This is a genomic window from Ruegeria sp. AM7 (assembly GCF_056535965.1).
The window spans coordinates 252089-265344 of sequence record NZ_JBQFJE010000003.1; the positions used below are offsets into that span (position 1 = coordinate 252089).

Below are 13256 nucleotides of genomic sequence, written 5' to 3' on the forward strand. Positions count from 1 at the left end.
CAGGAGGTGCGCGATGGGAATCCGCTTTTTCTCGGACAAGAACCGCCCGGTTCATATGGGGCAATACCCGCTAGAACGGTTAGCACGGCAGTCGGATTTGCCTGATCTTTCCGAGATGATGCCCATGCCAACACTTGGCTTTCATCGCCCTGAGCGCCCTGAGAGCATTGTCAATGCGATGGGTGAGTTTCAAGCGATGCTGGATACGATCCGGGATGGGTTCGTGAATCCGGTGGAGTCCGAGGTGCCTGCCGATTTGACCGGTCGTGCCAACCATCTAAAAGCGTTCGGCTATTTCAACGATGCCTCAATGATGGGCTGTGGACCTTTGCCGCCCGAGGTATTGCTGGCCGAGCCGCGCCGCAACCCTGATATCGACCGTCTGGCGCATGCGCTTAAGACACGGCAGACCAAGACGCTGGCCTCAGGCATCGACCTGATCATGGCCGATCTGAAAGAAAGCATGGAGGCCAAACCGCGCCCCATGGACACCCATCGCCATGCGATTGTCTTTCTGTACGAACACAACCGCGACCCGGACCCCAACGAGCCTGGCGCAGATTGGATCACCGATGCGCAGGACCACCGCGCTTGTCTTCTGGCGACCGAAAACGCCGTGGTCATCGCCAACTACATCCGCATTCTGGGCTTTGACGCCCGGGCGCATACGGTCATGTCTTCCGAGGTTGATCTGGGTAAGCTGGCCGTCGCGGCGGGGCTATGTTCGGTCGAAGATGGAGAGCTGGTCGCGCCTTGGCTGGGTAAACGGTTCGGACTGGCTGCGGTCACGACCGAGATGGAGATCGCCCATGATCAGCCTCTGCAACCCATGACGCAGCAGCCGTGGTTCCGCACTCAAGGCCCAGCATGGTGGTTGGGCACGGGCTTTGCCAAGAACGCGTTGAACCGCGATCCTTTTGCCAAGCGGCGCTATGTGGACGGGGCGCATCCGTTTGAGACCCTCAAGCGGGTCGAAACGCCAACCACCTATATTGATGAGGAAAACGTGGCCCGCGTCCCCAAGCGCGCCGACATGTTCGCCCGTGCGCAGTTCGGGGATATGGGCAAGCATCTGCAAGACGGGGCCAAGGGCGGGTATTACGTGCGCAAGGCCGCGCCCAGTACCGCGCAACGCCGCGCGCTGGGCGCGTTTGTGTTGCTGCAGGATGGGGAAAGCGCGGTGACTACGCCACCGACCGATGCCGCGCGCAATGCCGCGAATATCAAGGCGGCCACGTATTTTCTGGGGGTCGATGCGGTGGGCCTCAGCCGGTGCCCGGACTGGGCGTGGTACTCGCACGATGCAACGGGCGAGGAGATCGCGCCGCCCCACGACCAGGCCATCAGCATGATCATCGACCAGGGTTATGAGACGATGGAAGGCGCCAGCGGTGATGACTGGATCAGCGTGGCCCAGTCGATGCGCGCCTATCTGCGGTTTTCGTTGCTGGGTGGAGTGATCGCGCAGCAGATCCGCAATCTGGGCTATAAGGCCCGCGCGCATACCGTAATGGATGGCGAGGTGTTACAGCCGCCACTGCTGTTGTTGTCTGGGCTGGGCGAGGTTAGCCGGATCGGGGAAGTGATCCTGAACCCCTATTTGGGGCCCCGCCTGAAATCAGGCGCGGTGACGACGGATATGCCGATGGCGCATGACAAGCCGATCGATTTCGGTCTGCAGACCTTCTGCGAAAGCTGCAACAAATGCGCCCGCGAATGCCCCTCGGGTGCGATCACTGCTGGTCCGAAGCTGATGTTCAACGGCTATGAAATCTGGAAATCCGACAGCCAGAAATGCGCCACCTATCGCGTGACCACGCCGGGCGGCGCGATGTGCGGGCGGTGTATGAAGACCTGCCCTTGGAACCTTGAGGGCATCTTCAAGGAACGTCCCTTCCGCTGGGCCGCGATGAATATTCCCAAAGCCGCGCCCGCGCTGGCGCGGTTGGATGATGTGGTGGGCAATGGCGGGCTGAACGATGTCAAGAAATGGTGGTGGGATCTGGAGCTGCAACCGGACGGTGCCTATCGCCCGACCGACCACCCGCTGAACCGGCGCGATCTGCAAACCGACCTCGACCTGAAATACGAGGATCAGACTCTGGCCGTCTACCCCGCCTATCTGGCCCCGCATCCCTGGCCCTATCCGTTCGCCATGGACCGCGAGGCTGGGATCTCAGCCTATGAGGCCATGGTCACGGCCGAGGAATACAAGGCGCGCAAAGCGGCGGGCGATCTGTCGGTGATCCACCGCTATACTATCGCGGGCGATGCCCCGGTGATGCGTGTGGCGCTGACCAAGGTCGACAAAATGACCGCAGATGTGACTAAGTACGAATTCTCGACGCTGGACGGATCACCCTTGCCTGAATGGACAGCGGGCGCGCATCTGGACGTGCTGGTCGCGCCGGAGTTTCTGCGGCAGTACTCTATGTCCGGCGACCCGTCCGACCGCATGACTTATCAGATCGGCGTGCTGCGCGAGGATGAGGGGCGCGGCGGCTCGGCCCTGTTGCACCGGATCTTCAACGAAGGGCGCAAGGTCTTCATCTCGAAACCCATCAACCATTTCGAACTGGACGAGGGCGCAACCAAGACCTTCCTGATGGGCGGCGGGATCGGCATCACTCCGATGATCGCCTTTGCTCACCGTCTGCATGCCTTGGGCAAACCGTTCGAGCTTCACTATTCGGCCAGTACCCGTGCCGGGGCCGGGTATCTGAAGGATCTGGCAGCGATGCCTTGGGCGGATCACGTGCACTATCATTTCTCGGATGAAGGCACACGGGCCAATCTGGAAGCCGTCCTTTCGGGGTATCAAGACGGCTGGCACGTCTATACCTGCGGTCCTGAACGCTTCATGGACGGAGTTATGCAAGCGGCTGAGCGTCAGGGCTTTCCCGAAGAAGCGCGGCATCTGGAGTATTTCTCGGTCCCCGAGCAGCCGGACTATGAGAATCACGCCTTCACCTTGCGGCTGGCAAAATCGGGTCGTGATCTGACTGTTCCCGCCGACAAAGACGCAGCGCAGGTGCTGAACGAGGCAGGCATTCACGTCGATGTGAAATGCGCCGATGGCATCTGCGGGGTCTGCAAATGCGGCGTGATTTCGGGTGAGGTCGAACACCGCGATTTCGTTTTGTCAAAGAAACAACGTGAGAGCGCTATCATCCTGTGCCAAAGCCGGGCGACGCAGCCGGATGGTGTGATCGAGATCGACCTCTGAGCCAAGGTCAGGAAACGACTTTTTTATCTTAAAAATTGGTCGCTCCAACCATGGACGTTGGGGCGCCGCTGCACTAACGTCCCTGCCGAACCCTAGTGAACCCTGATCAACAGGTGCGAGGTATTTTCATGGATTATCACAGCCCCGCCAATTTTGCCGAGGCGTCGGCTCTGGCTGCAAATGCAACGGGGGTCACCCGCTTTCTGGCCGGAGGCACGGATGTTCTGGTGCAGCTGCGCTCGGAACTGGTCACGCCCGATACGCTGATCGACATCAAGAAGATCGACGGTGTCAGTGACATCACCCGTAATGCAGACGGCAGTTGGACCCTTGGCGTTGCCGCAACCGGTGCCGAGATGAGCGAACATGCTGAACTGAGCCGCGACTGGCCCGGCGTGGTTGAAGCGATGGACCTGATCGGATCGACCCAGGTGCAAGGACGCGCGACGTTGACGGGCAACCTGTGTAATGGCTCCCCGGCGGCGGATTCGGTGCCTGCGATGGTTGCCGCTGGTGTGACCGTTTCTGTCACTGGCCCGGATGGAACGCGTGAGGTGGCTGTCGAGGATATCCCAACCGGACCCGGTAAGACCTCGCTGTCCAAGGGTGAGGTGATCTCGGCCGTAAACATCCCTGCGCGCGGGGACAATGCGGGTGACGCGTATCTGCGGTTCATCCCGCGCACCGAGATGGACATCGCCGTTGTTGGCGTGGGTGTCAGCCTGCGTCTGGACGGTGATACCGTGACCGAGGCACGCGTCTCGCTGGGGGCTGTTGCACCAACTGTCCTGCTGGTTGACGATTGTGCCAAGGCCATTATCGGCAGCACTCTGGACGATGCTGCGTTGGATGCGTTGGCCGCTGCGGCATCGGCCGCCTGTAACCCAATCGACGACAAACGCGGCACGATCGCATTCCGCACCGAGGTCGCTGGCGTTCTGGCCAAGCGCGCCGCGAAAAGCGCCTATGCCCGCGCGAAGGGAGAGAAAGCATGAGCAAGCTCCACGTAACGACCACCGTGAACGGCGATGAGGTCGATTTTCTGTGCGACCCGCGCGAAACCCTGCTGGATTGCCTACGCGACAAGCTAAACCTGACCGGCGCGAAAGAGGGTTGCGGTACTGGCGATTGCGGCGCGTGCTCGGTCACAGTTGATGGCCGTCTGGTCTGTTCCTGCCTGATGCTGGGTGCTGAAGCCGAGGGCAAGACCATCGAAACCGTCGAAGGTATCGCGGATGGTGACGTGCTGCATCCGCTGCAGCAGAAATTCATCGAACATGCAGCCCTGCAATGCGGCATCTGCACGCCGGGCATTCTGGTGGCGGCCAAATCGCTGCTGGAGAAAAACCCCAACCCGACCGAGGAAGAAACCCGGTACTGGCTAGCCGGCAACCTGTGCCGCTGCACCGGCTATGACAAGATCATTCGCGCCGTCATGGAAACGGCAGAAGAATTGCGGGAGGCTTCGTAATGGCTCTGGACGATCGTAAAACGGATTTCACCTTTGTCGGCACCCGTCCGAACCGCCCTGACGGGTTGGACAAGGTAACGGGCCGCGCCAAGTTCGGCGCGGATATGTCGGCACCGGGCATGCTGCATGGCGCCATCCTGCGCTCACCCCACGCCCATGCGCGGATCGTGAAAATCGACACATCGAAGGCCGAGGCGCTGAAAGACGTCAAAGCCGTGGTGACACGCGCTGATTTCGCCGACGTGCCGTTCAAACCCGGTTTGGCGGGCGAATTCTGGAACGTGCTGGAAAACGTCATGGCGGGCGAGAAAGCTCTCTATGATGGTCATGCGGTGGCTGCGGTGGCGGCGACTTCGGCGCTGGCCGCGCGGGATGCGCTGAAGCTGATCGAGGTTGAGTACGAGGTATTGCCTCATGTGACCGACGTTGACAAAGCGATGGCCCCGGATGCACCGGTCATTCGCGAAGGTGCGGCGGATTATTCCGTGCCCGAAGGGATGCACCCCAACGTTGTGCGGTATCACGAAAGCGGTCATGGCGATGTCGACGCAGGCTTTGCCGAGGCAGATCTGGTCCTCGAAGACAGCTTTGTCACCGAGGCGACCCATCAGGGCTATATCGAACCCCACGCCTGTCTTGGCCTGCTGGGCAGCGATGGCAAGGGGGAGCTGTGGTGCACCACCCAAGGCCATTGGATTGCGCAAAAGACATGTGCGGCATTGCTGGGCATCGAAACCTCGCAGCTGCGCGTGACCGCGTCCGAGATTGGCGGCGGTTTTGGCGGTAAGACCACGGTCTTCATCGAACCGGTCGCGCTGGCGCTGAGCCGCAAGGCGAACCGCCCGGTCAAGCTGGTCATGACCCGATCCGAAGTGTTCCGGGCGACGGGGCCGACCGCCTCGGCCTCGATGGATATCAAGATTGGCATGAAGAAGGACGGCACGATCACCGCAGCACGCGGCGAGTTCCGTCTGCAAGGCGGCGCGTTCCCCGGTGCGCCGGGCGATATGACCGCCATGTGCGCCTTTGCGGCCTATAACCTGACCAACGTCAAACAGATCGGCTATGACGTGATGGCCAACCGCCCCAAGCAAGCCGCTTATCGCGCGCCGGGCGCGCCGATGGGGGCTTTTGCGGTCGAGTCGGTCATTGATGAGATGTGCAACAAGCTGGGTCTCGACCCGATCGAGGTGCGTCTAAAGAACGCCGCGCATGAGGGCACCAAGGCCAGCTATGGCCCGCGTTATGAACGCATCGGTCTGGTGGAAACGCTCGAGGCCGCCAAGGCGCATCCGCATTATTCGGCGCCGTTGAAGCCGGGGCAGGGACGCGGTGTCTCCTGCGGTTTCTGGTTCAACCACGGGGGTGAAACGTCGGTAACCTTGGCGTTGTCCGAAGACGGCTCAGCCCAGTTGATGGTGGGTACGCCCGACATCGGCGGCTCGCGCGCGTCTATGGCGCTGATGGCGGCTGAGGTGTTGGGCATTCCATATGAGAACATCCGTGTCACGGTCGCTGACACTGCCTCGCTGGGGTATAACGACGTCAGCCATGGCAGCCGGGTGACCTATGCCTCGGGTCTGGCAACGATCAAGGCGGCGCGCCATGCTGTCGAAAAACTGTGCGAACGTGCGGCGGCCAAATGGGATATCCCGGTTGAAGCCGTAAAGTGGGAAAACGGTTGCGCCGTGCCTTCAGGCCCGAACGCGGGTGACTTTGACCCGATGCCGTTGGCAGATATTACCGCCAAAATGGGACGCACCGGGGGTCCGATCTCGGGCCATTTTGAGGCGACGCCCGAAGGCGCAGGCGTGTCCTTTGGCACCCACATTGTTGACGCCGAGGTCGATCCGGAAACCGGCAAGACCACGATCACCCGCTATACGGTCATTCAGGACGCCGGTAAGGCGATCCATCCGACCTATGTCGAGGGCCAGTTCCAGGGCGGTGCCGCGCAAGGTATCGGCTGGGCGCTGAACGAGGAATACATCTATGGCGAGGATGGGCGGTTGCAGAACTCGATCTTTCTTGACTATCGCATTCCCGTTGCCAGCGACCTGCCCATGATCGACACGGTGATCGTCGAAGTTCCCAACCCCGGCCACCCCTTCGGTGTGCGCGGTGTGGGTGAGACGGGCATCGTGCCGCCCTTGGCCGCCATCGCCAATGCCGTGTCCAACGCGGCTGGCGTGCGGATGAAGCAACTGCCAATGTCCCCGCCGCGCATTCTGGCGGCGCTCAAGGACAATGGTTGAGGTCCACCTCTGGTCCGGCCTCCGGTCTTTGACCGGGGGTCAGCAGGTGGTGGAGGTCGAGGCCAAAACCACCGGCGATCTGTTGCGGGAACTGGTCAGGGCGCATCCGCAACTGGAAGGCCCGATTGAGGCGGGCGTGTCCATCGCCATCGACGGACGCGTCATCGCCACCGGCCTGACCGAACCGATCCCCGAAGGCAGTGAAGTTTACTTAATGCAGCGTCTGCGCGGCGGTTAGGACGGCGACCAAGGCTCGCGGCCAACCATGCGGTCGGCCTCGGCCGTGATGTCATTCATATGTTGTTCAAGGCTGAGGCGCAGCGCCTCAATCTGCTCGTCCGAGGCTTTGCGCGGCACGGTTTCCGTCCATTCCCGGCAAATAAACACGCCCTTGTTGCGCCAGGGACGCGGCATTAGCAGGCGATCCCATGTGCCCGCCTCGCGACCATGTTCCGCGGAAAAGGTGATCCCGAACACCCGCTTTCCCGAGGTCCTTGCCCAGACTAAAGGCACCGTGGACAACACCCTTTCCGGCCCACGTGGACCGTCGGCGGCGATGCCGATGGAAATGCCTTGCTTCATTTTGCCGATCACTTCGCGCGACACGGCAATGTTGTTCGATTTCTTGCTGGTCATGGCGATCGTGTCCATGCCGAACAATTTTTGCACTCGACCAACCATGCTGCCCGCGCGCGCGGACGAGGTGATGGAGCAGATGGGCCCCTTGTCCAACGGATAGAAATAGGGCGATTGCGCCAGCCTTTGGTGCCACAGCACCACGATGACCGGTTCGCCCTGTTCGGCCAACTGGTCCAGTTCCTCATAGCCAATACGCTGCCATTCGGTGTTGCGATGGACCAGCCGGATATACCACGCAATGCGCCGCGCGGCCCAGTTCAACAGGGCTTCACTATCAGCGATCTTCTTGCGGATACTCACGGGCGGGGTCCTTTTGCCAAGCAAATTGTGTCTTATAGAACTCAACGCCATGCGCAACTTGTTTGTCGCACAGGTTTAGAGCAACAGAATCTGAAAAAGCCTCTTGAGTCCGCCGCGCGGCTGGCATATCTGATGCGCACCTTAGGGGTATAGCTCAGTTGGTAGAGCGACGGTCTCCAAAACCGTAGGTCGCGGGTTCGAACCCTGCTGCCCCTGCCAAATTACACTTTGTATCAGTAGGTCGAGAGATCGGATCCCGGGATCCGAGGCTTTTTATGTCAATACGCAACTAACGGCCGGTGTTGACACTGCGCGTAGAACGGGCAGATTCGTAATAAAATTACGAGGCCCAGATATGGACGCACCTATTATCCAACTTGTTCTTTTGCTCTTGTTATTCATTTTCGTGATCTGGCTCTACATTCTGCCGATTACGATGGCGGGACGCCGCAACCGATCCGGTCTCATCTGGTTTCTGATAGGTCTTGTCGCATCACCCTTATTGGCGATCCTGTTGTTGCTTGCATTGGGTGACGCACCAGGACGACCGACGGCCTGACCGTACGCGAAGATAATGTAGTTTGCTCCGCAATCCCTGACGACGGACGGTCAATTTGGGCTATTCCTTCGCATTCCGGTTTCCTCGGCCCAGCGATTGGCATATTGTCCGGTGAAACACCCAGGGGCCGGATGAGGATACATGTCGCGTTTCGATGGATATTTCCTGCGACAATTGCTGATTCTGTTCGGCTTTTTCACTCTAATTCTGGTGGGGGTCTTCTGGATCACTCGCTCGGTAAGCTTGTTTGACCGGGTAATCAGTGGCGGACAGTCGGCGCTTGTGTTTCTGGAATTTACCGCCCTGACTCTGCCGACGCTAATCCGAACCGTGATGCCAATGGCTGTATTTGCTGCGGCCGTCTACGCAACCAACCGACTGAGTCGTGAAAGTGAACTGACCGTAATGCTGGCGACCGGGTCCAGCCCGTGGCGCCTTGCGCGCGCGGTTTTCCTGTTTGGTCTTGTGTCTGGCGCCATGATGGCGTCGATCAGTATTTTCCTGCGCCCTGCCTCGGTCGAACAGCTGGAACTGCGTCAGGCCGAAGTCGCAGGCGACGTGACCGCTCAGCTGTTGAACGAAGGTGAGTTTCTGCACCCGACCACTGGCGTCACGGTATATATCGGTCGGATTGACCTGGATGGGACTTTGCACGAGGTCTTTGTGTCCGACCGCAGGGATGAGGCAACTCCCGTGAGCTACTCCAGTAAAACGGCCTATCTGGTCAATGGCGGTTCGGGTATCCATCTGGTTATGGTGGACGGTGTTGCTTTGCGCCTGGATCAAGAGGGCAAAACGCTTTCTTCGACACTGTTCGAGGACGCCTCGTACGACATCTCAGGGTTAACGAACACCAATCGTATGACAGAACGAAGCCTCGAGGCGATCCCGACCAATGAGCTTTTTCAAAACCGGGCGGAAATAGCAGCGGCGGAAGGGTTCACTGAGGGTGAATTGATCGAGGAGCTGCATCAGAGGTTCTCGTGGATCGCCATTTGCGTCGCCGTTTCAATGGCCGGATACGCAACCCTGATGCTGGGTAGTTTTTCGCGATTTGGCCTATGGCCGCAGATCTTCGGTGCCTTTACGATTTTGGTGCTTTTAGAGGGTGTGCGCGGTTTTGTTTCGCCCATTGTCGTTGCCGATCCGGGGTTGTGGATCGTGCTGTATTTGCCAGCGATTATCGGTATCCTGATATCATGTCTGTTCCTGTTGATTGCAGGGAGGCCGTTGGTAAGAGGACGGTCCAGACTGCGGCAGGCGTCTGCAGCTTAGACAGGTTTTCTCAGATCAGTCAGGCAATCCCGAATGTTGTCAAACGCGGGGCTGGAACGGCGCGTGACCAGATAGAGTGGCAACATCAGATCTCGCGCGTCGGGCACAGCCGTCAATTCGCCAGATGCCAGATGGTCGGCGATAACGTAGTCTGGAAAATAGCCGATCCCGCCCCGCCGCAGGATATAGCGAAGCGCCATCATGCAATTGCCCAGAAACACTGTTTGTCCCGATGCACTGCGCGCGGTTGAGCGGACATGGTCCTGATAGACCTCACCCAGTTCCAGGTTGACGAACACCGGGTCGCCGCCCAAGCCTGCGGATTTGACGAGCCGCAAGCGCTCTGGGGCTAGTTCGTCAGAAATGATCCGTGTGTCTGACGGTCTTTCGTGGGTAAGGGCCGCGTCCAATACATGCGTGGCGACCGCGTTGATCATGTCCAGATCATGGTCGTAGTTAAGGGTCAGCAGCAACTGGCCCAGTTTCTGCTCAAATCGAACAGCAAGATCGACAAGCAACGGATCCCAGATGCTGAGTTGCGCTCCAAGACGCAGAGCTATCCGGTTTGTCGATTGAGCAGGCAAATCCCGCGAAGCAAAAGACCACAGAGACAACATCTGCTCGGCATAGGGGCGGAATTGTCGACCAAAATCAGTCAGGGTGGTGCCACCTGCACCGCGGTTAAATAGTGATTTTCCGGTCGATTCCTCGATCGACCGGATACGGGCACTGACTGCGGTCTGTGTCACGTTCAGCTTGCGGGCGGCGGCGTGGAACCCTCCGGTTTCGGCCACGCATAGGAAAGTCTCGAGCGCTGTGATTTGCATGTTGAAAGTATTTTTTCATCGAATTGATAAAATCAAATCATTTTTTTGGAGGCATGGTTCCGCGCTACTCTGTTGTGAACGATGTGCATAAGGACCGTGTCATGCTGGACAAAAGCCACAAACCCACCTGGACTAGTTTCGAAGAGGCGACGAAAGCCGATTGGGATGCGGTCATGGAGTATGAAGAGGCGTACAATGCCGCTTTGCCCGACCGTATTCTGGACGCGATCCGGTCGCTGGACGAGGAGTGGACGCCATACCCGGTCAACCGCTATCAGCATAGTTTGCAGGCCGCGACCCGCGCCTATGAGGATGGGGCTGATGAGGAACTGGTGGTCGCTGCCCTGATCCATGACACCGGCGATATCCTGTCGCCATACAATCACGGTGAGCTGTCAGCGGCGATGATGAAGCCTTATGTCAGTGAAAGGACCTATTGGATTTTGAAATATCACTGCGTGTTTCAGGGCTATTACTACAACCATCATCTTGGTGGCGATCGAAACGCCCGCGACAAATACCGCGACAGCCCGTACTGGGAGGACTGCCGCTATTTCTGCCATGAATACGATCAGAAGGCGTTCGACCCGGATTACCCGACCAAACCTCTGGAGTTTTTCGAGCCCATGCTGCGTCGCGTATTGAACAAGGGCGAGGGGCATATGGAATTGAACGAGACTTCCGAAGGTTAACAGGACGCCATAAGCCGATAGACGATCTGCGCGGCGGTGAAATCCCACGCCGCGTTGCCATCGGGGGCCAATTCGACCACGTCGAACCCCACGCATTTGCGGCCTTTAAGGGCATGTTCGACCAACCGCAGGGCTTGGTAGTAACCGAGCCCGCCCGGAACCGGCGTGCCGGTGGCAGGCATTTGCGACGGGTCCAGACCGTCCACGTCAAAGCTGACATAGACCAGCTCGGGGAAATCCTTGGGCAGGTCGACGGCGTGGATATTGCCGGTGACCAATTCCTCGGCATCCACGTGGAAGACGTGGTTTTTCAGACGGCTGTGCGCCTCTTCGGTGGAAAAGGCGCGGACGCCGAACTGGGCCAGTTTGATGCCTTCTTCGGCAAGCAGATGCATGACCGAGGCGTGGCTGTGTTTCTCGCCCTGATAGGCATTGCGCAGATCGGCATGGGCGTCGATCTGGACGATGCCGATGGGCTGATTCAGCGCCCGCGCCACGCCCATCACCGCGCCGTAGCTGAGCGAGTGCTCTCCGCCCAGCGTCACCGGCACTTTGCTGGCGCGAATGGCGGCCTCGGTGCGTTGGGCAAGGCGCTCCATGATCTCGGCCAGGGAGGCATCGCAGTCGATGGCTGGTTCGGTAAAGATACCCTCGACACAGGGTTCCGCGTGGCCGGTGATCCGCTCCAGCTCATTGCTGGCCTCGATGATGGCTTCGGGGCCTTTGGCGGTGCCTGATCCATAGGACACGGTGCGCTCCAGCGGCACGGGTATCACGCGGAACCGCGCGTCTTCGGTACGCTCGGCGGCGGTCAGTTCACTGTCGAGGAAAATGCTCATGAGAGGCGGTCCTTAAAGTCTTCATAGCCGAACTGTTTGATGAGTTTCAGCTCGTCCGTTTCGCTGTTCCACAAGGCGATGGTCGGCAGGGGCACGCCGTTGAACGTGTTGGTCTTGACCATCGAATAATGCGCCTGATCGAGGAAGGCAAAGCGCTGGCCGATTTCCAACGGCCGGTCCCAAGTGTAGTCACCGATCACGTCGCCCGCCAGACAGGACGGCCCGCCCAGACGGTAAGTATGGCCTGCCTCAGACTCGCCCATCAGGGCGGGGCGATAGGGCGCTTCGATCACATCGGGCATGTGGCAGGTGGCCGAGATATCGGTGATGGCGAGGTTCATGCCATTGGTGGGCAGGTCGAGGATTTCACCGATCAGAATGCCCGCGTCCAAAGCGACGGCTTCGCCGGGTTCGAGGTAGACGTCGACGTTGTGCGTTTCGCGGATGGTCTTGATGAATGCGATCAGCCCTTTGCGGTTATAGTCGTCGCGAGTGATGTGGTGCCCGCCGCCGAAGTTCAGCCATTTGAGCTGGCCGAGGAAGGGTTTGAGTTTTGGTTCGACCGCATCCCATGTGCGTTGCAATGGCTCGAACCCCTGTTCGCAGAGCGTGTGCATGTGCAGACCGTCAACTCCGATCAATGTATCTTGGGTCAGTTGGCTGACGGGTGTCCCAAGGCGCGAGCAGGGCGCGCAGGGGTCGTATTTTGGGATTTCGCCTTCGGAATGTTCCGGATTGATGCGCAGGCCAACCTGAACATTGGCGGCTTGGGCTTTGGCGAGGAACCGATCCTTTTGCGCCGGAGAGTTGAAGATGATGTGATCGGAGAGTGACAGGATTTCGTCGATATCGGAATCCTTGTATCCAGCGCAGAAAGTCGCGACTTGGCCGCCATATTCTTCGCGGCCTAGACGTGCCTCGTAAATGCCAGAGGCGCAGGTGCCGCCGAGATGTCGGCGCACAAGCGGGGCGAGAGAGAACATGGAGAATGCCTTGAGTGCTGAAAGAACATGTGCGCCCGACTGTGTGCCGATTTCGGCGAGGATGCGCAGGTTTCGTTCAACTGCCTTTTCGTCGACCACGAAACAGGGAGTGGGGACGCGGTTGAGATCGAAAGCGCGAAAGGCACCGGCGTCGCCGGCTTGGGTCGTCATCATGTCGGACATGTCAGGC

Annotated in this window: 12 protein-coding genes and 1 tRNA gene; 9 read left to right on the plus strand and 4 right to left on the minus strand. The window is 59.4% G+C overall.

Annotated elements, in window-relative coordinates:
* Window positions 1–13 precede the first annotated feature (13 nt).
* The 5 genes from ACR3EG_RS04930 (at window position 14) to ACR3EG_RS04950 (ending at window position 7190) form a co-directional block, all read left to right on the plus strand.
* Window positions 14–3226 (plus strand): reductive dehalogenase, encoded by a 3213-nt coding sequence (locus ACR3EG_RS04930; RefSeq protein WP_480483383.1) that lies wholly within the window; start codon window positions 14–16, stop codon window positions 3224–3226.
* A gap of 128 nt (window positions 3227–3354) precedes the next feature.
* The gene (locus tag ACR3EG_RS04935; protein WP_480483385.1) at window positions 3355–4221 is read left to right on the plus strand and encodes an FAD binding domain-containing protein; all 867 of its coding nucleotides are present in this window, start codon (window positions 3355–3357) and stop codon (window positions 4219–4221) included.
* Window positions 4218–4697 (plus strand): (2Fe-2S)-binding protein, encoded by a 480-nt coding sequence (locus ACR3EG_RS04940; protein WP_170353362.1) that lies wholly within the window; start codon window positions 4218–4220, stop codon window positions 4695–4697. The genes ACR3EG_RS04935 and ACR3EG_RS04940 overlap by 4 nt, the downstream gene beginning before the upstream one ends.
* Window positions 4697–6952, plus strand: a complete 2256-nt coding sequence (locus tag ACR3EG_RS04945; RefSeq protein ID WP_480483387.1) for a xanthine dehydrogenase family protein molybdopterin-binding subunit — start codon at window positions 4697–4699, stop codon at window positions 6950–6952. Before ACR3EG_RS04940 ends, ACR3EG_RS04945 begins: the two co-directional genes overlap by 1 nt.
* Window positions 6945–7190 carry a MoaD/ThiS family protein gene (locus ACR3EG_RS04950; protein ID WP_480483389.1) on the plus strand — a complete coding sequence of 82 codons (246 nt, stop codon included), beginning with the start codon at window positions 6945–6947 and terminating at the stop codon, window positions 7188–7190. Before ACR3EG_RS04945 ends, ACR3EG_RS04950 begins: the two co-directional genes overlap by 8 nt.
* Here the strand turns inward: ACR3EG_RS04950 and ACR3EG_RS04955 are convergent.
* The gene (locus tag ACR3EG_RS04955; protein ID WP_480483391.1) at window positions 7187–7891 is read right to left on the minus strand and encodes a lysophospholipid acyltransferase family protein; all 705 of its coding nucleotides are present in this window, start codon (window positions 7889–7891) and stop codon (window positions 7187–7189) included. The genes ACR3EG_RS04950 and ACR3EG_RS04955 overlap by 4 nt on opposite strands.
* Window positions 7892–8034: 143 nt before the next feature.
* Between ACR3EG_RS04955 and ACR3EG_RS04960 the strand changes: the two genes are divergently transcribed.
* From ACR3EG_RS04960 to lptF, 3 genes are all read left to right on the plus strand, one after another.
* Window positions 8035–8110: transfer RNA gene (locus ACR3EG_RS04960), tRNA-Trp, on the plus strand.
* Window positions 8111–8246: 136 nt separating this feature from the next.
* Window positions 8247–8450, plus strand: a complete 204-nt coding sequence (locus ACR3EG_RS04965; RefSeq protein WP_480483393.1) for a hypothetical protein — start codon at window positions 8247–8249, stop codon at window positions 8448–8450.
* Between the two features lie 141 nt (window positions 8451–8591).
* Window positions 8592–9725 (plus strand): LPS export ABC transporter permease LptF, encoded by a 1134-nt coding sequence (gene lptF / locus ACR3EG_RS04970; RefSeq protein ID WP_170527246.1) that lies wholly within the window; start codon window positions 8592–8594, stop codon window positions 9723–9725.
* Here lptF and ACR3EG_RS04975 read toward each other — a convergent pair.
* Window positions 9722–10552, minus strand: a complete 831-nt coding sequence (locus tag ACR3EG_RS04975; protein WP_480483395.1) for a LysR family transcriptional regulator — start codon at window positions 10550–10552, stop codon at window positions 9722–9724. The two genes, lptF and ACR3EG_RS04975, sit on opposite strands and share 4 nt — an antisense overlap.
* Before the next feature lie 101 nt (window positions 10553–10653).
* On the opposite strand from ACR3EG_RS04975, the gene ACR3EG_RS04980 reads away from it, so the two are divergent.
* Window positions 10654–11244, plus strand: coding sequence for an HD domain-containing protein (locus ACR3EG_RS04980; RefSeq protein ID WP_480496680.1), 591 nt, complete (start codon window positions 10654–10656; stop codon window positions 11242–11244).
* Here ACR3EG_RS04980 and speB read toward each other — a convergent pair.
* Together speB and nspC are read right to left on the minus strand one after the other, a co-directional pair.
* Window positions 11241–12083 carry an agmatinase gene (gene speB / locus ACR3EG_RS04985; protein WP_480483397.1) on the minus strand — a complete coding sequence of 281 codons (843 nt, stop codon included), beginning with the start codon at window positions 12081–12083 and terminating at the stop codon, window positions 11241–11243. The two genes, ACR3EG_RS04980 and speB, sit on opposite strands and share 4 nt — an antisense overlap.
* Complete coding sequence (gene nspC / locus ACR3EG_RS04990; RefSeq protein ID WP_480483399.1) at window positions 12080–13249, minus strand: carboxynorspermidine decarboxylase; 1170 nt, start codon at window positions 13247–13249, stop codon at window positions 12080–12082. The genes speB and nspC overlap by 4 nt, the downstream gene beginning before the upstream one ends.
* Window positions 13250–13256: the final 7 nt, after the last annotated feature.